The organism is Halomonas sp. TH-94 (assembly GCF_057473365.1).
Genome location: NZ_JBYCKL010000016.1, coordinates 15,861 through 35,964, shown reverse-complemented (window position 1 = coordinate 35,964; position 20,104 = coordinate 15,861). Strand labels below are relative to the sequence as shown.

Here is a 20,104-nt window from a genome sequence, read left to right as displayed (position 1 = left end):
CGTCGGTTCTGCGGCGATGATACACGAACCCACCCTCAACCCGCCGTACCGGCGGGCCTTGGGAAGTGCCCTGCGACCGCCTACACTGCGGAACAGTTTAGGTTGCAAGGAAGCAAGGATGACGCCACTGCATGAATGGACCCCAACGCCCGAGAAGGCCATCGCGCTGCAGCGTGAGCTGGCCCCCCGTATCGAACGCGAGGATCGCCTGGTACCGGTCCGCCACATCGCCGGGGTCGATATCGGCTTCGAGCAGAACGGTGAGATCACCCGGGCGGCGGTGGTGGTGCTGGCCTGGCCCGGCGATCCCGCTGTCGGGCTTAAAATCGTCGAGCAGGTCGTGCACCGCGAGCCGACGCGCATGCCCTACATTCCGGGGCTGCTCTCCTTTCGTGAGATCCCCGCCGCGCTGGCGGCATTCGACAAGCTCACGACGCGGCCCGAGTTGGTGATGGTCGACGGCCAGGGGATTGCCCATCCGCGTCGCCTCGGCGTGGCCTCGCACCTGGGGCTGTGGCTCGATCTGCCGACCATCGGGGTGGCCAAGTCGCGACTCTGTGGCGTGCACGACGAAGTGCCCGAGGCCCGCGGCGAGTGGACGTCGCTGCGCCATCGCGGCGAGACGATCGGTGCCGTGCTGCGTACCCGGGTCGGCGTCAAGCCGGTATTCGTGTCTCTGGGGCACCGCATCACGCTGTCGACCTCGCTGGAGTGGGTGGTGAAGTGCCTGGGTCGCACCAAGCTGCCGGAGCCCACGCGTCTGGCGGATAGGCTCGCCTCGCGGCGCGGGCCCATGCCGCGACCGGCGGACTGAGACCGCCATGCCCATGGCTCGGGTATACTGCCTGGCCATGTTACCCGCGAGCCTCTTCATGACCGATACCCTGACACCTGCCTGTGCCGCCACCCGTGAATGGGTAGAGGGCTTCGTCGTGGCCCACAATGTCTGCCCCTTCGCTCGCCGTGAGTTGGTGGGCGAGACCATTCGCTTCGTCGAGGTAGCGGCCAGCGAATGGGAGCCTGCCCTCGAGGCGCTCATCGAGGAGTGCCGTCGGCTCGATGCCACGCCCACCGTCGAGACCACCCTGCTTGTACTGCGTCCGGGGCTGGAAGATTTCGATGACTATCTCGATTTTCTCGCCGTGGCCGAAGCGCTGCTGACCGATCAGGGCTACGAGGGGATCTATCAACTGGCCAGCTTTCATCCCGACTACTGCTTCGAAGGTGCCGAGGCTGACGACGCGGCCAACTACACCAACCGCTCCCCCTGGCCGATGCTGCATCTGCTGCGCGAGGCGGGACTGGAGCAAGCCCTGGCTCACTACCCGGACCCCGAGGCCATTCCCGAGCGCAACATCGAACTCCTGCGCACGCTCGACAGCGAGCGTCTGGAGATGGCGCTGGCGGCCTTGCGTGAACAGGTCGAGAACCGCTCTGCATAGCGAGTCGTTGTCCTACGGCATTGATGTATTGTGGGGTAAGCCGGTCTTGGTTTCGTCATTATATGGAAACCATTTCCAATAAAATTTTCCAAAGGGATGGCGAAGACAAGACGATGCGCTATGGTGAGGGGGTGGCAATGTCCTTTGGCGTTGCCGGAGTCCGTTTGCCTGTTATCTCATCGCAAGGAGTCGACCGACATGAGTATCAAGAAAACCGGTAGCGCTGTCTGGCAGGGTAGCCTGAAAGAGGGCAAGGGGCAGGTCTCCACCGAGAGCGGTGCACTGAATGACGTACACTATGGTTTTGCCAAGCGCTTCGAAGGGGAAGCCGGTTCCAATCCGGAGGAGCTGATCGGTGCGGCACACGCCAGCTGCTACTCCATGGCGCTATCCATGATCATGGGCGAAGCCGGCCTGACTCCCGAGCGAATCGCCACCGAGGCGGCCGTCACCCTCGAGCAGGACGACGGCGGCTTCAGCATCACCAAGATTCATCTCACCACCCGCGTGCGCAGTCCAGGCGCCGACGAGGAGGCCTTCAAGGATGCAGCCAACAAGGCCAAGGAAGGCTGCCCGGTATCCAAGCTATTCAAGGCCGACATCACCCTGGATGCCTCGCTGGAAAGCTGAGCGAGCCGTAAGACAGCAGTAATTGGCGGCCACCTTCGGGTGGCCGCTCTGCTTTTACATGGCGCGGCGTGCGGCCACTACCAGCGCGCGTATCAAGCGCTGCTGGGGGCGGTTGAAGATCAGCCATTCCGGGTGCCACTGCACGCCGATCAAGAACTCATGGTCACGTGACTCGATGCCCTGCACCAAGCCGTCGCGGTCACGGGCCACGATCTCGATGCCGTGTCCCGCTTCCTGCACGGCCTGATGGTGCAGACTGTTGATGCGACACCAGTCCACCTTGAGGATTCGCCGCAGCTGCGTATCGGCAACGATGTCCACCGTCTTGCGCGGCAGCACGGTACGCCGTCGCTTGAGGCCCTCGTGGGTGGTGTAGATATCGGGATCCAACGTGCCGCCCAGGTGAACGTTGAGCATCTGGGCGCCGCGGCAGATACCCAGCACCGGTTTGCCCTGGGGAATGAAGCGTTCCATCAGCTCCAGTTCCAGCTCGTCGCGCTGAGGATCGAGTCGCACGTCGAGCTGCACTTCACCGCCGTAAAGGTGCGCCTGTATATCGTCACCGCCGCCGATGATGAGGCCATCGAGCGCTTCGGGCAGGGGGCGCGAGGGTGAAAGGCGCAAGGGGCGGCCACCGTGTCGCCACACGGCAAACCAATCGAACCACCAGGCGATGCGGCTCTTGTAATCCGACGTGGTGATACCGATGAGTGGGCGCGTCATGAGGGCGAGCGGTCCTCCTTGAACCAGTTTCGTAGCTTACCGGCCATCCGCTTCATGACCGACTGCGTGTGGAGGATGACGAAGCGGCCGGCTCGATCGCGGAGCTCCTTGCGGTCGGCAGCGAGCCGTTCCACGGCGACCCAGCGGTTCCACTCCATCACGGCGCCCCAGCCCCGCTGCGAGAGCTGCGCGTTGGGCAGCCGATAGTGAAAGGTCGGCCGCGGCTTGATCAGGCTGTTGTGAAACAAGGGATCTGGATAATCCGGCTGTAGATGGGCGAAGAGCGGGTAGAGATCCAGCTCACGGTTTCGCGTCGGATTGAAGCTGATGTAATCGGCGATCAGCGTATCGAGGTCGGGTGCGTAGTCAGGCGAGAGCACGTGGAGGGCATAGTGCTTGGGAAAGGGATTGGCATGCGGCAGCACCTCTCGGGTGATGTCGATGTCGATCTCCTTGCGCAGCCAGGCGGCCATGAGCAGATACGCCTGCAGTTGGCGCAGGATGTAGTCGGGCTCCAGGCTTGCGACCTCAGGGTTGAGATGCAGCCCGAAGCCGTACAGGAGGCTGGCATCGGTGCCCTTGGCGCCATGGGCATGCAGCGCCGTGAACAGATTGTCGAGGCGATCCAGCTCATTCCATGGCACCGGCGGGCAGACGATTTCGGTCGGCACCAGCCCCATGACGACATCGCCGATCAGCTGGCGGGTCTTGTGATGGAACTCCATGCGCATCTGATGCCGTTGGCGCTCCCACTCGGTATCGCTGTGCGGCGCCTGCGCCACCAGCCTGGCATCGGGATGGGCGTACTGGGTGTCGAGTTCGATGACGAAATCTCCCCATCGCGTGTGCTCGACTCTCAGCCGGTGGGGGCTGACCTGCTTGAGCTGGCCCCCGAACAGGTCGCGCACCAGCTCACCGGTCTGCTGGGGCGGTAGCCCGGCAAACTCGATCTCGACGCCTATTCGGCGAGTCCTGCCTTGGACATTAAGCGGCTCGGGTGGTGATTGCGGCAGCATGCAGGCATCCTGTGCGACTCGAGAGTCTGAACGCCAGCCTAGCACAGAGCGGATACAAGCCGGCAGGGACCGAACATTGTTCTACTGTTGTCCCAAGGTTTGGCAGAACGGACAAGGAGTGTATAGCGATGCCAGGTGGTTTTACCCGAGCCGGACTCGCCGGCGCCATGCAGGTCATGATTCGCTTTGCGTTGGTGACACTGCTGGTGCTGGTTGCTGCCGGTTCTCTCCATGCCCAGTCGCTGCCTCTCGGCGGCCTCGGCCAGGAGGGTGGGGCTGCGGAAGAGACCCACGACGCCGAGTCGTTCCAGCAGTCGCTCAACGAAGTGATTTCGACACTGGAAGACGAGGAGCGCCGCAGTGCGCTGCTCGGCGAGCTGCGTGACATCCAGCAGGCACACGGCGAAGGGGCTGGCGATGGCGGCACCGTCCAGCGCCAGGGGCTGCTGGGGGCACTGGCCGAGACCTTCAGCGAATTTGGCGAGCAGGCGGAAGCCGGCGAATCGCCGATCGACGACTGGCAGCGCCAGCTTGAACACGGCTGGTCGGAGCTCAGCGAGCTGGTGGTCGATACCGATACCGGCGAAATATTGCGTTTTGCCATTGAAAGTGCCGTCATGCTGGGTATCTGGGCCGGGCTGTTGGTCATTCTGGTCGCCCTTGGCAGGCTGCTGTTCAAGCGACGCCAGCTTCCCCTCGATCTTCCCCGCGAACCGCGCGGGTGGCTGCTGGCACTGCATTTCCTCAGACGCATGCTGCCCTGGGCACTGGCTTTCGTCATCGTCATGGGGTTGGTGCAGGTATTGCCGCCCAGCCCCGGACGCACCCTGGCGCTGATCATTGCCTATCTGGCCCTCTGTGGACGTACCCTGTCGGTGGTCGTCGAGTGCGTGGTCTCGGTATTTACGCGGGGGCATCGCTTCCCGGCGGTGCTGAAGCTGCAGCAGCAGGGGCTGCGCATGCTGTTCGTCATCGGCGCGCTCATCGCGTTGGGGGATGCGCTCAACTCCGCCCGGCTATCCATCATCATCGGTGAGGAGCTGTCAGCCTTGGGCTCGGTGCTGGCCAATATGCTGGCGGCCCTGCTCAGTATCCGCTACATCCTCAAGTTCAAGCGCCCGATCAAGCATCTGATCCGCAACCGCACTTGGCGCGTTCGGCGTGAAGGCGGCACCACCATCGAGCTGGCCCGCGTTACCGGAGAGCTGTGGCACGTACCGGCGCTGCTCGTCGTGGTGGGTTCACTGCTGGCGATCTTCATCACCGTGGGCGATGTCGGGGCGGCGCTCGCCCGTTCGATCGTCTCCGCGGCCTTGCTGGTGCTGACGTTGGTCATAACCGGGCTGATACAGCGCCATAACGAGCGCCGCAGCAAGCGTCGCCGGACCAGCGAGTATCGTCGGCGCCTCGAGCGGTTCGGCTACGCGCTCTCTCACGTGGTGGCATGGTTCGTCTTCGCTGAGCTGTCGCTGCAGGTTTGGGGTGGCTCGCTATTCGGGTTGGGACGAGAGGGCGTGGCCGGGGTGCGTATCGGCCAGGCACTGCTGGCATTGGGCTTTACGGTGCTGCTGGCCTGGCTGGTATGGATCTTTGCCGATACCGCCATTCAGCGCGCACTGATTTCCTCGGCACGCTCCAGGGGTCGGCGCGTCAACCAGGCGCGGGCTCAGACCATCACGCCAATGATACGCAACGTGATGTTCGCCACCATCGTGATCATTGCCGCTATCGTCGGGTTGGCCAACCTGGGGGTCAACGTCACCCCCTTGCTCGCAGGTGCCGGGGTCATCGGCTTGGCTGTCGGCTTCGGTGCCCAGACGCTGGTTCAGGATCTGATCACGGGCATTTTCATCATCATCGAGGATTCGCTGGCGGTGGACGACTTCGTCCAGATCAACGGCCACATGGGCACCGTGGAAGGTCTGACCTTGCGCACCGTCCGGCTGCGCGATCTGGACGGCATCCTGCATATCATTACCTTCAGTGCCATCCAGTCGATCCACAACATGTCGCGACATTTCGGCATAGCGCTGATGCGTATCCGTATCCCGCATGTCATGAAGATCGACGACGCCATCACGCTGATGCAGGAGACTGCCCAGGAGCTACGCCAGGATCCGATGATGCGCCATCACATCTGGTCGCCGCTGGAGATGCAGGGCATCGACCGCTTCGATGAAGGGGCTGCCATTCTGCGCATGCGTTTTCGCACGGCTCCGGTCATGCAGTGGGACGTGGCACGCGCCTTCAACCTTCTGCTCAAGCAGCGCATGGAAGTCCAGGGTGTCGATCTGGGCATGCCGCGCCTGAGCGTCAGCATGGAAGGCCAGCCGGGCGACACGATGGAAGACGGCCGAACCGAGGGGGATGGGAACGCTTCCATCCCGCGTGATGCCAAGGGGCGGGCGCCCGGTGAAGCCGGTATTGCCGATCCCCTCGGGGCGACCAACCCGCAGCGCTCGTCGCCGGACGCCTCTTAGAGAGCAAGCCGGACTGGCTTGAAATCTCCAGCCCGTGAGAGATGGCAAGCGGGCTGGATAACCCCGTACTATGAGGGGCATATGCCCTGGGTCGGGCCTCTGGTACAAGGAGTCGCGACGACGTGATTACCGTCGAGCGCAAGGACAGCTTTCACCTCAAGATCTCCCGTGTGCTGCAGGAGGAGACGTCGCATCGACTGGACCTGTTCCTGTTCGTGCCTGGTGAACTCGGGCTCAACGAGCACGTGATTTCCGAAGATGCCTTTTATTACAGTGCCATCCACGCCAAGCGCACCTATTACAGTGACAAGCATCACTTGCCGCTGGTGCTCAGTCGCCTGGCCAGTCGCGGCAAGTTGAGCACCGAGCAGTACCGCCTCAGCCTTAGCCTGTATGCCTATCAGTATGTGGTGGCTCTCGATCGGGCGACGCAGGGCCTGTTGGATACAGCGCGCAAGGTGAAGCAGGACGAGTCGCACGGAGAGGGCGAGGAGTCGACGGCGGAGGATGCGGTGCGGGCTGGGGAGACGAGCGAGACTGTCTCCAGCTTGTCGGCGGGGCTTCACGAAAGGCTCGAGGAGCTGTGTGAATTGGCACAGGGCATCCTGCGGCGGCTGCGGCGCAACAAGCCCAGTGACGACGGGCTCTACAAGTACTACGCCAACATCGACAACTATCTTTCATGGTTCACCGAGCAGCGCCTGTTGGCCCTCTTGGCGCATCTGCCGCGAGGTCGCGATTACCGCACCATCCGCGAGCGGTTCCTGGAGATATGCCAGTTCGAGAGCGAACATCGCGAGCAGGAAGAGTACAACGCCAGCCGGGTGACCCGCGATCCGACCCGAATGTCCAACAAGATGCGCCTGTTGCGGCGTCTCATCGAGTACCCGGTCACTCTCAAGCAGAAGACTCAGGAGCTGGGGAGTGCGGAGCAGAAGGCGGTGAAGGGGCTTGCCACCGGGCTGGTGATGATTTTCGTGTCGTTGGGGCTGCTCCAGGCCCGTGACGCACTAGGTAACATTACTGCCTTGTTCGTGTTGGCCATGGCGGTGCTCTACGCCATGCGTGAAGTTTTCAAGGATGACCTGCGCAATACCCTGTGGCGCTGGCTGCGCAAGGGTAGGCCCAAGTGGCGGCGGCAATACTTCGATGCCACCAGTAACGCCCTGGTCGGACGGCAGCTCGAGTGGTTCGACTACAAGCGCTTCAGCAAGCTCGACGAGCAGATTCAGCGTGTGCGACAGCGCAACGTGGCTCAGCGGGAGGAGGTGGTGCTGCACTATCGCTCCAGCTCACGCATGTCACCCACGCGGTTCCTGAGCGGCTATGAGCAGACACGAGAGACCCTGGCACTCGACCTGTCCCAGCTGACCCGACTGATGGACAAGGGCAGCCACCACGTGTATCGGCTCAAGGACGGCCAGGTCAGCAGGGAGTCGGTGGAGAAGCGGCATCTGCTCAACCTGGTGGTGCGAGAGGAGGTCGCCCACGCCGAGCCGATCCTGCAGCGCTGGAAGATCGTCATGAGTCGTTCGCGCATCGTCGATGTGGTCAAGGTGCATCAGGAAGGGGGGCTCGCACCCGAGGCAGACGCTACTCGGGATACAGAGCCCGCTATGGGATAACCGCCTGCGCACTGCCCTTGTTGTAGATCAAGTCGCCCGGCAGTCTCCTCTGCTACCGTTTGAAATGTTGAGAATTGTGACTCTCGGCAAGTCGGACTAGATTTCAGAGAAACAATGCCAGGAGATGCCAGCATGCAAGCCGCCGATGTCATGACCGCCAAGGTCATCACCGTATCACCCGAAACGGACGTTCGAGAAATTGCACGGTTGTTGCTCGAGCATAATATCAGCGCCTTGCCCGTGGTAGATGCCGGGGGAGCCGTGCTTGGCATTGTCAGCGAGGGCGACCTGATGCGTCGGGTCGAGAACGGCACCGAGCGCCGTAAATCCTGGTGGTTGAAGTCCATTTTCGCGGGGGCCAACAATGCCAGCGAGTACGTCAAGACTCACGCTCGCAAGGCGCATGAGATCATGACGTCAAACCCGATCACCATTGCCGAGGACGAGCCCCTGTATCGCGTGGCCAAGCTGCTGGAAAAGCATCACATCAAGCGGGTACCGGTGGTGCGGGACGGCAAGCTGGTGGGCATCGTCAGCCGAGCCAATCTGCTGCGCGGGTTCTCGGCGGTAGCGCTCGATACCGAGACGCCGGTCACGGCCAACGACCGCGACATCCGTGATGCCATCCTCAAGGAAGTGGATGAGAACACCGGGGTGTGGGTCGACCGCATCAACGTGATCGTCACCGACGGAGCGGTGCAGGTGTGGGGTATCGTCGAAAGTCAGGAAGAGAAAATGGCGGTACAAGTCGCGGCGGAGAATACTCCCGGAGTGAAGTCCGTGGAAAACAACCTGGGGATGATGCCGCGGGGCGTCGGCCATTTCTAAGCGACTCCTGCCAACGTAAGCGGGGCGGCCATTGGGCCGCCCCGCTTCACTCTGGCGTGTTCGACCGGCTCGCTCAGCCGATACGTTTGAGCGCCGCCTCCAGGTTGGCCAGGCTGCGCTCGGGGTCGTGCAGTTTGTCGAGGCCGAACAGGCCGATACGGAAGGCCTGGTAACTCTCCCCCTCATCGCACATGAGCGGCACGCCTCCGGCCACCTGCACGCCGGCCTCGGCGAACTTGCCCACGATCGCTGGGTCGCCGGTGTAGCACACCACCACCCCGGGGGCCTCGAAGCCCGGCGCCGCCACGCTGCGGTAGCCATAGCGGGCCATGAGGTCGCGCACGCCGCTCCCCAGCGCCAACTGCTCTTCGCGCACTCTGTCGAAGCCGTACTCGGCGGTCTCCTGCATGATGTCGCGCAGGCGAGCCAGGCTATCGGTGGGCAGGGTGGCGTAGTAGGCATGCCCGCCGTTCTCGTAGGTTTCCATGATCCACAGCCACTTGCGCAGATCGCAGGCAAAGCTGGTGCTGACGGTTTCCTCGATGCGCTCGCGGGCCCGTTCGGAGAGCATCACCATGCCGCAGCAGGGCAGACCGCTCCAGCCTTTCTGTGGGGCGCTGACCAGCACGTCGACGCCGATTTCAGCCATGTCCACCCATAGCGTGCCGGAAGCGATGCAGTCGAGCACGAACAGTCCGCCGACGTCATGAACCGCCGCAGCGACCCGCTTCAGATAGTCATCGGGCAGCAGCAGACCGGCGGACGTTTCCACATGGGGTGCGAAGACGACGCCCGGACGCTCCTCGCGAATGGTGCGCTCGACCTCTTCGATAGGGGCCGGTGCGAAGGGCGCCTGGCTGTCCTGCGGCTCCAGGCGGCGCGCCTTGAGTACCGTGGTCGACGTGGCGATGGCGCCCATTTCGAGAATCTGTGACCAGCGATAGCTGAACTGACCATTGCGCACGATCAGGCAGTGCTGGTTGGTGGCGAACTGACGAGCCATGGCCTCCATGCCGAAGGTGCCGCTGCCCGGCACGATCACTGCGCTACGAGCCCGGTAGACCCTCTTGAGGGTGGTCGAGATATCGCGCATCACCCCTTGAAAGCGCTGCGACATATGGTTGAGCGAACGATCGGTGTAGACCACCGAATATTCGAGCAGGCCATCGGGATCGACATCGGGCAACAGTGCGGGCATTGGGTTCTCCCATCTTCTATATCGGCATCGTTTGAGTGGCATCGAGCCAGAAAGGATATGCCGATTCCAGACGCCTAACCAGCGTGCGGCCCCAGGCAGCGGCAGGGCAGGTTCGAGACACAAAAGGTGCTTGGCAACGGACTTGGGTCAGCTGGCGGTTTTCTGCCCCACCGCAGGCCAGCAGGCCTGCGGAAAGGGTGCCATCATTTGTGGCAGAAATAGACCTTGGCAGGGGGAATGTTGATCGGTTCGAAGGTGCTCTCCACGCGTGAAAATATCTGACGCAGGTCGGAGGAAACCTTGGGCGAGAACTGGTAGATCAACATGGACCCTTCCGGGGCCAGCGCCTTCTGGCTCTCTTGCAGGATACGTTCACGGCAGTCGGCCGGCATGGTGCTGAAGGGAAGGCCGGCTACCACATAGTCGGCTGCCGGCAGTCCCAGCCGCTCGAGTTCGGCCTCGATGTTCTCTGCGGAGCCAGCTATCACCTTGAGGCGTGGGTCGGTCATGGAGCGGTTCAGAAAGTCGACGAAATCGTCGTTGGTCTCGATGACCACCAGCGTGGCGTCGGGATGCAGGCGGTCCAGTATCTCGTGGGTGATGGTACCCACGCCGGGGCCGTATTCGACGATGACCCGGGCGCGATCCCAATCCACGGGCTCCAGTAGCCGGCGAATCAGAAAGGACGAGCTGGGGATGATGGAACCCAGCATGCGGGGGTGCTTGAAAAAATTGCGGGCGAAAAGCGTCAGTTGGGCTCGTCGTTCAGGGCCTGCCACGACCGGGGGTCGCTCTTGAACCGCCATGGGCATTCCTCCTTCAGTTGTAGCTTAACATGCCTCCACTCTAGGCTAGCCGGCGCCGGCATGAAAGGGCGGGGTGTCGGGAGGAGTCACTTCCAGCGGTATGGCTACGTTCGGCAGACGCCATTGCGTTGAATTAAGGCTAAAGAAGGATGTGGAATATACTTGACGCCAAACGTGGCGATGTTTAGCTTGAATGTTGAAACTTTGAGTGAACGTCTTGCATTATTCTTGACGTCTGCACCCTTTGAAATTGCCGCGGGTGAAACGATGCCTCACGACAACTCCAACGCACCGCACTCATCTCAGTCACCCTTGATCACCTTTGCCGGCGTGCAGAAGACCTACGATGGTGAAAGCCTGGTCGTTAAGGATCTCAACCTGACGATTCGCCAGGGCGAGTTCGTGACTCTGCTTGGCCCGTCCGGCTCCGGCAAGACCACCTGCCTGATGATGCTGGCCGGCTTCGAGGTGCCCACCAGTGGCGACATCCTGTTGCGCGACCAGCGACTCAACAGCGTACCGCCTCACAAGCGCAACTTCGGCATGGTGTTTCAGAACTATGCGCTTTTTCCGCACATGACGGTAGAGGAGAACATCCGCTATCCGCTCAAGACGCGACGAATGCCGAACGCCGAGGCCGACCGCAAGGTGGCGCGCATTCTCGACATGATTCAGCTGCGCGACTTCGCCAAGCGTCGGCCCACCCAGCTTTCCGGGGGGCAGCAGCAGCGAGTGGCGTTGGCGCGCTCGCTGGTCTTCGAGCCGCAGTTGGTGTTGATGGACGAGCCGCTAGGGGCGCTGGACAAGCAGCTGCGCGAGCAGATGCAGCTGGAAATCAAGCATCTGCATGAGCAGCTGGGACTCACCGTGGTCTTCGTGACTCACGATCAGAGTGAAGCCTTGACCATGTCGGACCGGGTAGCCGTGTTCAACGATGGCGTCATTCAGCAGATCGATACGCCGAACAATCTCTACGAGCATCCGGCCAATGCCTTCGTCGCCCAGTTCATCGGCGAGAACAATACTCTGCCGGGCCGTATCGAGTCGGTGGAGGGGCGTCACTGTCGTGCTCGCTTCGGCGATGGCTTCAGCACTGGCGCGTTGATCGGACCCAGCCTTGCCGTCGGCGACGCCACGCGCCTCTCGATTCGCCCCGAGCGGGTCAAGCTCAACGGCTCCGCGCAAGGGCTACCCAATCGGATTCAGGCACGGATACGCGAGTTCATCTATCTGGGCGATCACCTGCGGGTGCGCTGCGAGTTGGCGGGTAATGACGAGTTCATGGCGCGAGTGCCCGTGGACGATTTCGAAAGCAGCATGCAGCCGGGCGACCTGGTCGATGTCGGCTGGCGAGACGAGGACGTGCGCGCGCTTGACGCATCCTGAGCCAGGCGTACGCCCACGCAGGGACGCAGCAATGAAACCTCTACCGCAACACACCAATAACAAGGCCTTTGGCCGGGAGATGAACAATGACTCAACAGCGCTTCCCACTGTCCCGTATCCGTCGTGGCATCGCCTTAGGTAGCCTGGTCACCTTGGGTCTGGCGGTTTCCACCAGCGCCCAGGCGCTGACCGTTATCTCCTTCGGCGGCGCATCCGGCGACGCCATGCAGAAGGCCTATTACGGCCCCTTCATGGAAGAGACTGGCATCAGCCTGACCCCGGGCGATTACAACGGTGAGCTGTCACGCATTCGTGCCATGGTGGAAACCGGCAACGTCAGCTGGGACCTGGTGGAAATGGAGTCACCGGAGCTGGTACGCGGCTGTTTCGAAGGCCTGTTCGAGCCCATCGATTGGCAGCGCCTGGGCCTTGGCAACGTGCTGATCGATGCCGCCTTCGATGAATGCGGCGTGGGCACCTTCGTATGGTCGACAGTGCTCGCCTATAACGCCGATGCGCTGGATACCGCGCCCACCTCCTGGAGCGACTTCTGGGACGTCGAGCAGTTCCCCGGCACCCGCGGGCTGCGTCGTGGCGCCAAGTACACCCTGGAATTTGCACTGATGGCCGACGGTGTCGCTGCCGACGAGGTCTACGAGGTGCTGCGCACCGACGAGGGTGTCGATCGTGCCTTCGCCAAGCTCGATGAGCTCAAGGACCACATTCAGTGGTGGGAAGCCGGCGCCCAGCCGCCCCAGTGGCTGGTGGCGGGTGACGTGGCCATGACCTCTTCCTACAACGGCCGGATCGCCGCCGCTCAGGAAGAGGGCAGCAACCTGGAAATCGTCTGGAACGAGAGCATCTACGACCTCGACTACTGGGCCATCGTCGCTGGCAGCGATCACGTCGACGAAGCTTACGCCTTCATCGAGTTCGCCAGTCAACCCGAGAACCAGGCGGTCTATTCCAGCGAGATCCCCTACGGCCCGGTGCACCCGGATGCCATCGCCCAGCTCGACGACGCTCAGGCACGACGCATGCCCACCCATGAGGAGAACATGGCGGGCGCATTGGCCATCGACACCGGCTTCTGGGTCGATCACGGCGAAGAGCTGGAGCAGCGTTTCAGCGCTTGGGCAGCACGCTGATAGACGATGCAGCAGCGGCCCTCGGCCGCTGCTGCACTGTTATCGTCCTCGTCCCCGGGGCGCCGGGGACGTCACGCTAGATCCATGGGGAAGGCGATGTCAGCGAACCAGACGGCAACCCTGTCGTCGGCACGGCCCGGCGGCAACCTCAAGGCGCAGTTACGCCGTGCCGAGCGCCTGCGCAAGCTCAAGGCCATCGGCCTGGTGGCACCACTGGCCCTGTTCCTGGTCGTGGTGTTCGTCATCCCGATCGGCAACATGCTGTGGCGCAGCGTCGACAATACCGAGCTCGACTCGGTCATGCCGCTCACCGCGGAAGGACTCAGGCACTGGGATGGCACCGGGCTGCCGGATGATGCGACGCTTGCGGCCTTCGTTGCCGAGCTGCGCGATTCCCGCCAGGGCGGTGGGCTGGGTCGCATCGGACGCCGTCTCAACTACGAGGATACCCGCTATCGCAGCCTGTTGATGAATGCGCTGCGTAGCCTGCCGGCGGCAGAAACCATCGATACCGATATCGATTGGGCTGCCACCCTGGCCGATATCGACCCCGCCTGGGGCGAAACCGAAACCTGGCTAGGCATTCAACGCGCCGCGCCCACCACCACTGACCGATATCTGTTGGCGTCCCTCGACATGCAGCGCGGTGTGGATGGCGATATCCAGCGCGTCGGCGAGCGTGACCGTATCTATTTGAAGGTATTCCAGCGCACCATGATCATCGCCGGCGGCGTCACCCTGATCTGCCTGGCGCTGGGCTTCCCGCTGGCCTATCTGTTGGCGACCCTGCCAGCGAAAACCAGCAACCTGTTGATGATACTGGTGCTGCTGCCGTTCTGGACCTCGCTGCTGGTGCGCACGGCAGCGTGGATCATCCTGCTGCAGTCCAATGGCCTGGTGAACCAGAGCCTTATCTTCACCGGGCTGATCGACTCGCCGTTGCAGCTGGTATTCAACCGGGTCGGCGTGTTCTTCGCCATGGTGCATATCCTGCTGCCGTTCATGGTGCTGCCGCTCTACAGTGTGATGAAGGGCATTTCGCCGAGCTACCAGCGCGCCGCGGTATCGCTTGGCGCCCACCCCTTTGCCGCCTTCTGGCAGGTCTATGCCCCCCAGACAGTCTCCGGGGTGGCTGCGGGCACCATTCTTGTCTTCATCATGGCACTGGGCTACTACATCACCCCGGCGCTGGTAGGCGGTCCGGCCGACCAGATGGTCAGCTACTACGTAGCCTACTACACCAACACCACCAACAACTGGGGCATGGCGGCAGCGCTGGGCAGCCTTCTGCTGGTCATCACGCTACTGCTCTACCTGGTTTATCACCGTCTGGTGAATCGCAAGCAGCTGATCAGGAGTTGAGCCATGTCATTGCCACCCTATGCCTCGCCGGTTGAAAAAGTGTGGTTCTGGACATTCCGCATCCTCTGCGGTCTGGTACTGCTGTTCCTGATTACGCCGGTGCTGGTGATCATCCCACTGTCGTTCAGCAGCGGCTCCTTCCTGACCTACCCGCTGCCGGGCTTCTCGCTGCGCTGGTACGAGGCGATTTTCACCTCCTCGGCGTGGATGGGCGCATTGAAGAACAGCCTCATCGTGGCACCGTTGGCCACGCTGCTGGCGATGATCTTCGGCACCTTGGCAGCTGTTGGCCTCAACCGTGCGGACTTCCCCGGCAAGGGATTGATCGTGGCGCTGCTGATCTCGCCCATGGTGGTTCCGCTGGTCATCGTCGCGGTGGGCATGTACTTCTTCTTCGCCCAGGTCGGCCTGCTCAACTCCTACACAGGGCTGGTGCTGGCTCACACGGTGCTGGGCGTGCCCTTCGTGGTGATTACCGTCAATGCGACCCTGCAGGGCTTCGACTTCAACCAGGTGCGTGCCGGGGCGAGCCTCGGAGCGAACCCGATGCGGGTCTTTTTCACCGTGGTGCTGCCGCAGATAGTGCCTGGCGTGGTGTCGGGTGGGCTGTTTGCCTTTGCCACCTCCTTCGACGAGGTGGTGGTGGCGCTGTTCATTGCCAGCCCCACCGAGCGGACGTTGCCGATCCAAATGTTCTCCGGCATTCGTGAGAACATCAGCCCAGCCATTGCGGCCATGGCCACCATTCTGATCCTCCTCTCGACGCTGCTTTTGGTTACCATGGAGCTGTTACGACGGCGCAGCGAGAGATTGAAAGCCAGTATCTGAAACTCCTCGCTCTGCCATCTTTGCCACGACTGCGCCCCGTTTTCACGGGGCGCAGTCGTGGCATGAGGCCTGACGCCCGCGGCTGCGGGCTTGAACGGAGCGCTGCGTGAACGACTTTGTGATCATCGGTGGCGGGGTCATCGGTATGCTGAGCGCCTGTCAGCTGGCCGAGGCTGGGCATGGCGTGACTCTGGTGGAGCGGGGGCGCTGCGGCCAGGAGTCCTCCTGGGCCGGCGGCGGCATCGTTTCTCCGCTATACCCTTGGCGCTACAGTGAACCGGTGTCCCGGCTCGCCCAAGGGGCAGGGCAGTGCTATGCCGAGTTGGCCGCCACGCTGATGGATTCCACCGGGATCGATATCGAGTATCGCCAGAAGGGGCTGCTCTATCTGCGAGTGGACGACGCCGAGCGTGCCTGTGGCTGGGCGCAGCGGCAAGGCTGGCCGCTGGAGCAGGTCGATGCGGATTTCCTCTACGCCAAGGAGCCTTGGCTGTGCGAAGGTCTGAGCGACGGCCTGTGGATGCCCAGCCTGGGTAGCGTGCGCAACCCTCGGCTGTGCCGGGCGTTACGCGCCCGGCTGGAGATGTTGCCCAACGTCACGCTCATGGAAGACGCCCCGGTAGAGCGCCTCGTCATCGAGCGCGGCCGTGTGCTGGGTGTGGTGACCGCCCAAGGGCGCGTCGATGCCGGCCGGGTGATCCTGTGCGGCGGCGCCTGGAGCGGTGTACTGCTGGCCGAACATGACGTCGCGTTACCCGTGAGGCCGGTGAAAGGCCAGATGATGCTGTTTGCCACGCCGCCCATGCCCGGGGGGCGTCAGCTTCTCGAGCGGGTGGTGCTGGCCGATGGACGCTATCTGATTCCGCGAAGCGACGGCCGGGTGCTGGTCGGCTCGACCCTGGAGCAGGCCGACTTCGACAAGCGCACCACCGAGGAGGCGCGGGAGTCGCTGTGGCGTAGCGCGGTGGCAATGCTGCCTGCACTGGCCGAGTGCCGGGTGGAGCACCACTGGGCAGGGCTGCGCCCGGGGGCGCCGGACGGCATCCCCTTCATCGGCGCGGTGCCGGGCATCGAGGGGCTCTACGTCAATGCCGGACACTACCGCAACGGCCTGGTATTGGCACCGGCGGCGACTCGGCTGCTGGTGGACCTGCTGCTCGAGCGCGAGACGACCTTCGACCCGGCGCCCTATCGGCCGGACCGGCGCATGGGCCGACCCAGCATCGCATTCGCTCAGCTACGCTGAGCGGCCTGGATGGCCGTCAGCGCAATGGTGAAGACGATATCGTCCACCAGAGCGCCGCGGGACAAATCATTGACCGGCTTGTTGAGGCCCTGCAGCATCGGCCCCACGCTGACCACCCTGGCGCTGCGCTGAACAGCCTTGTAGGTCGTATTGCCGGTGTTGAGGTCGGGGAAGACGAACACCGTGGCACGGCCCGCCACCGGCGAGTCGGGCGCCTTCTGACGACCAACGCTCTCGATGGCGGCGGCATCGTACTGCAAGGGCCCGTCGATCAGCAGGTCCGGCGCCAGCTCGCGGGCCAGGCGCGTGGCCTGACGCACCTTGTCGACGTCGGCACCGCTGCCGGACTCCCCGGTGGAGTAGCTGATCATGGCCACTCGCGGCTCGATACCGAAGGCCTGGGCGGAACGCGCGCTCTGGATGGCGATTTCGGCCAGGGCCTCGGCGTCGGGGTCGGGGTTCACCGCACAGTCGCCGTAGACCACCACCTGTTCGGGCAACAGCATGAAGAAGATCGACGATACCTGGCGGTAGTCGGGAGAGGTCTTTATCAATTGGAAGGCGGGGCGCACGGTGTTGGCAGTGGTGTGAATGGCACCGGACACCAGACCGTCCACCTCGTCGAGCTGCAGCATCATGGTGCCCAGTACCACATTGTCCTGCAGCTGATCTTCCGCCGTCAGTTCGTTCACCTTGCCGCGGCGGCGCTCCACCATGGGCGCCACGTAGCGGCTTCGAATGCGTTCGGGGTCGAGAATTTCAAGCCCTTCGGGCAGCTCGATACCGCGGTTGCGAGCGACCTCCTCGACCTCTTCGCGGCGTGCCAGCAGCACGCAGTTGGCAATCCCTCGGCGCTGACAAATGGCAGCGGCTTCCACGGTACGCGGCTCGCTGCCCTCGGGCAGGATGATCCGCCTGTTGGCACGCTGGGCCAGCTTGACCAGCTGATGACGAAAGGCCGACGGTGACAGCCGGCGGGTGAACCCACGGCTGAGGTGGTCCTTGAGCCACTGCAGATCGAGGTGGCCGGCAACGAAGCGGGTCACCTGCTCGGCGCGCTCCAGGTCGTCCATGGGGATGTCATTGCCCATCCTGCCCAGGTTCTTGGCCGTGGTGAAACTATCGGTGTCCACCGCCAGTACCGGCATGCCGGTCTTCAGCGCCGGACGGCACATCTCGATCATGTTCTCGTTCGGCATGAAGCCGTTGGTCAGCAGTACGCCGGCCATGGGCACGCCGTTCATGGTGGCCAGCGCAGAGGCCAGCACGATGTCGTCGCGATCTCCCGAGGTGACGATCAAGCTGCCCGGACGGAACGCGTGCAGTGCATTGGCAGCGCTGCGTGCGCACAGGCTGGTGGAAAGAACCCGGCGATTGGCGGCGTCGCCCTCATGCAGAAACTTGGCGTCGAGCGCCCGCGCCACGTCGACCACTCGCGGGGCGATAAGCGCGGGGTTGTAGGGCACCACGCCGATCAGGTGGAAGCGGTCGGTAGCCAGCGCCGGCGAGTGCCGGCGCAACTCGGCGAGAAAGGCGTCGTCGAGCATCACATTGCTGGTGCCGGCGGCCAGGGCCGGCTCTTCGGCGCCGGAAAGATTCTGCATGCGCATGAGGATACAGCCCAGGGTGCGAGCAGAGCCCACGCCGCCGAAGGCGCTGGCGTGCATGTCGAGCTGCTCGGCCAGCGCTGCGGGAGCGGCGGTATCACCGCTCCCGACCAGAATGGTGCGTGCATTGAGGGCATGGGCCAACTGGGCGTTGAGCTGGGTGGCATAGGTTCCATGGGCGGTGGGCACCACACCCTCCACCACGATCAGGTCCGGTGACGCACCCTCCTGGCTATTCACCGCCTCATCGAACAGTTCGATGACCTGCTCCATCAGCACGTCGATGCGATCCTGGCGCAGCAGGCGTTCCATGTCGGACTGGCCGATGGGCGGTGGCGGGCGCAGCCCGAGCGTGCTGCTCACAAGCGCGGTGGAACGATCGGGGCCGGGGCCGTTGAGTTCGTCCTGGCGGAAGGGCTTGAGGAATCCGGTCTTGAGACCAATGGTGTCGAGTGCCTGCATCAGGCCCAGGCTGGCCGAGGTCAGGCCGACCCCGACGCCGGTGGGCACCATCAGCAGAACCTGGACCTGGGGACGAACGTCATGCGGAGTCATGCAGTGGCCTCTTCCAGTCGCTGGCGAGTTTCGGTGGCGATCTGACCCTCTTCGTCGGTGGGAATGACCCACAGCTGACGGCCGCCGGCATCGATGCGGCCTTCACGTCCACGAATGGTTTCGCTGTTGATAGTGCGATTCAGCTCAAAGCCGAAATGCGGCAGCAAGGCCGTTACCCGCTCGCGTATCGGTGCGGAGTTCTCACCGATGCCGCCGGTGAAGACCAGGCCGTCCAGGCGGGGTAGAGCACAGCTGAGCGCTGCCAGCGACTTGGCGATGCGATAGCAGAACACTTCGATGGCGAGTCTGGCTCCTTCATGCCCCGCTGCGGCGGCGGTTTCCAGCTCGCGCATGTCATTGGTCAGTCCGGACAGCCCCAATAGGCCGCTATCACGATTCAGGACTTCGTCGATGCGTTCGAGGCTCCATGACAGCTGACGTGACAGGTGTGCGTGCAGGCCCGGGTCGACGTCACCACTGCGGGTGCCCATGGCCACGCCTTCCAAGGGAGTCAGTCCCATACTGGTATCCAGGCTCTGACCCTCCCATACCGCGCAGGTGGAGCAACCATTGCCCAGATGAGCGGTGAGCCAACCGCCACCCGCCAGGCCGCTCAACGCCTCGGCGCGGCGGCTGACATAGGCATGGCTGGTACCGTGAAAGCCATAGCGACGAATGCCATGATCGCGATAGAGCGCTTCAGGCAGGGCGTAGCGGTAGGCTCGTGGTGGCAGGCTCTGATGAAAGGCGGTATCGAACACGGCTACCTGGGGCAGGTCGGGAAACAGACGCCGGGTGGCGGCAACGCCCGCCAGGTTGGCGGGGTTGTGCAGCGGAGCCAGAGCTGCCGTCTGTTCGATAGCGGCTACCACATCGTCGTCGATCAACGCGGCGCGGGTGAAGTGCTCGCCGCCGTGCACGATGCGATGGCCCACTGCCACCGGCAGACGCCCCTCGAGGCGTTCGAATATGGCTTCCAGCGCGCGAGCATGGTCGGCATCCGCCAGCGGCTGTTCGAACGGCTCGCCGTTGCTGTCGGTTCCCTTCAGGCGGGCTTCGCCGCTGCCCAGCCGTTCGGCAAGCCCCGACAAACGCGGGCCAGCCGGATCCTTGGGTACGAGAGCGTACTTGATCGATGAGGAACCGCAGTTGATGACCAGTACCGAAGTCTCCATCCGTTCTCCTGTGGCAGGCTGTAGGGGCAGCATAGACGTAAGACCTTAG

The 20,104-nt window shown here is 63.3% G+C and carries 17 protein-coding genes; 11 read left to right on the top strand and 6 right to left on the bottom strand.

Annotation, left to right across the window (positions count from 1 at the left end):
- Positions 1-118 precede the first annotated feature (118 nt).
- The 3 genes from nfi (at position 119) to AC2VNO_RS02940 (ending at position 2,072) form a co-directional block, all read left to right on the top strand.
- Entirely contained in the window at positions 119-814 is a 696-nt protein-coding gene (nfi, locus tag AC2VNO_RS02950; RefSeq protein WP_486932743.1) for a deoxyribonuclease V, read from the top strand.
- Between the two features lie 58 nt (positions 815-872).
- Positions 873-1,442 (top strand): DUF1415 domain-containing protein, encoded by a 570-nt coding sequence (locus AC2VNO_RS02945; RefSeq protein ID WP_486932742.1) that lies wholly within the window; start codon positions 873-875, stop codon positions 1,440-1,442.
- A 198-nt stretch (positions 1,443-1,640) separates the two neighbouring features.
- Positions 1,641-2,072, top strand: a complete 432-nt coding sequence (locus AC2VNO_RS02940; RefSeq protein ID WP_486932741.1) for an OsmC family protein — start codon at positions 1,641-1,643, stop codon at positions 2,070-2,072.
- Positions 2,073-2,126: 54 nt separating this feature from the next.
- Here AC2VNO_RS02940 and AC2VNO_RS02935 read toward each other — a convergent pair whose 3' ends face one another.
- Positions 2,127-2,795 (bottom strand): gamma-glutamyl-gamma-aminobutyrate hydrolase family protein, encoded by a 669-nt coding sequence (locus AC2VNO_RS02935; protein ID WP_486932740.1) that lies wholly within the window; start codon positions 2,793-2,795, stop codon positions 2,127-2,129.
- A complete protein-coding gene (locus tag AC2VNO_RS02930) occupies positions 2,792-3,811 on the bottom strand; it encodes an amidoligase family protein (protein ID WP_486932739.1) in 1,020 nt (339 codons plus the stop codon). Before AC2VNO_RS02930 ends, AC2VNO_RS02935 begins: the two co-directional genes overlap by 4 nt.
- Before the next feature lie 128 nt (positions 3,812-3,939).
- Between AC2VNO_RS02930 and AC2VNO_RS02925 the strand changes: the two genes are divergently transcribed.
- The 3 genes from AC2VNO_RS02925 to AC2VNO_RS02915 all read left to right on the top strand — a co-directional run bounded on the left by AC2VNO_RS02925 (position 3,940) and on the right by AC2VNO_RS02915 (position 8,744).
- A complete protein-coding gene (locus AC2VNO_RS02925) occupies positions 3,940-6,291 on the top strand; it encodes a mechanosensitive ion channel family protein (RefSeq protein ID WP_486932738.1) in 2,352 nt (783 codons plus the stop codon).
- A gap of 122 nt (positions 6,292-6,413) precedes the next feature.
- Positions 6,414-7,916 carry a hypothetical protein gene (locus AC2VNO_RS02920; RefSeq protein ID WP_486932737.1) on the top strand — a complete coding sequence of 501 codons (1,503 nt, stop codon included), beginning with the start codon at positions 6,414-6,416 and terminating at the stop codon, positions 7,914-7,916.
- Between the two features lie 132 nt (positions 7,917-8,048).
- Positions 8,049-8,744, top strand: a complete 696-nt coding sequence (locus tag AC2VNO_RS02915; RefSeq protein WP_486932736.1) for a CBS domain-containing protein — start codon at positions 8,049-8,051, stop codon at positions 8,742-8,744.
- 73 nt (positions 8,745-8,817) lie between these two features.
- Here the strand turns inward: AC2VNO_RS02915 and AC2VNO_RS02910 are convergent, their stop codons facing one another.
- On the bottom strand, positions 8,818-9,942 hold the full coding sequence (locus AC2VNO_RS02910; protein WP_486932735.1) for an aminotransferase class V-fold PLP-dependent enzyme: 1,125 nt from the start codon (positions 9,940-9,942) through the stop codon (positions 8,818-8,820).
- Between the two features lie 203 nt (positions 9,943-10,145).
- Positions 10,146-10,748: a class I SAM-dependent methyltransferase gene (locus tag AC2VNO_RS02905; protein WP_486932734.1), complete on the bottom strand. Its 603-nt coding sequence runs from the start codon at positions 10,746-10,748 to the stop codon at positions 10,146-10,148.
- Positions 10,749-11,015: 267 nt separating this feature from the next.
- Here AC2VNO_RS02905 and AC2VNO_RS02900 point away from each other — a divergent pair, with 267 nt between their 5' ends.
- From AC2VNO_RS02900 to thiO, 5 genes are all read left to right on the top strand, one after another.
- A complete protein-coding gene (locus AC2VNO_RS02900; protein ID WP_486932733.1) occupies positions 11,016-12,134 on the top strand; it encodes an ABC transporter ATP-binding protein in 1,119 nt (372 codons plus the stop codon).
- Positions 12,135-12,220: 86 nt separating this feature from the next.
- Entirely contained in the window at positions 12,221-13,282 is a 1,062-nt protein-coding gene (locus AC2VNO_RS02895) for an ABC transporter substrate-binding protein (RefSeq protein WP_486932732.1), read from the top strand.
- Between the two features lie 96 nt (positions 13,283-13,378).
- Positions 13,379-14,644 (top strand): ABC transporter permease, encoded by a 1,266-nt coding sequence (locus tag AC2VNO_RS02890; protein WP_486932731.1) that lies wholly within the window; start codon positions 13,379-13,381, stop codon positions 14,642-14,644.
- A gap of 3 nt (positions 14,645-14,647) precedes the next feature.
- Positions 14,648-15,472 (top strand): ABC transporter permease, encoded by an 825-nt coding sequence (locus AC2VNO_RS02885; RefSeq protein WP_486932730.1) that lies wholly within the window; start codon positions 14,648-14,650, stop codon positions 15,470-15,472.
- 106 nt (positions 15,473-15,578) lie between these two features.
- On the top strand, positions 15,579-16,718 hold the full coding sequence (gene thiO / locus AC2VNO_RS02880) for a glycine oxidase ThiO (RefSeq protein WP_486932729.1): 1,140 nt from the start codon (positions 15,579-15,581) through the stop codon (positions 16,716-16,718).
- On the opposite strand, the gene pta is transcribed toward thiO, so the two are convergent.
- Both pta and AC2VNO_RS02870 read right to left on the bottom strand, forming a co-directional pair.
- Positions 16,706-18,880, bottom strand: a complete 2,175-nt coding sequence (gene pta / locus AC2VNO_RS02875; protein WP_486932728.1) for a phosphate acetyltransferase — start codon at positions 18,878-18,880, stop codon at positions 16,706-16,708. The genes thiO and pta overlap by 13 nt on opposite strands.
- Positions 18,877-20,055 carry an acetate/propionate family kinase gene (locus tag AC2VNO_RS02870; protein ID WP_486932727.1) on the bottom strand — a complete coding sequence of 393 codons (1,179 nt, stop codon included), beginning with the start codon at positions 20,053-20,055 and terminating at the stop codon, positions 18,877-18,879. The genes pta and AC2VNO_RS02870 overlap by 4 nt, the downstream gene beginning before the upstream one ends.
- Between the last annotated feature and the right edge of the window lie 49 nt (positions 20,056-20,104).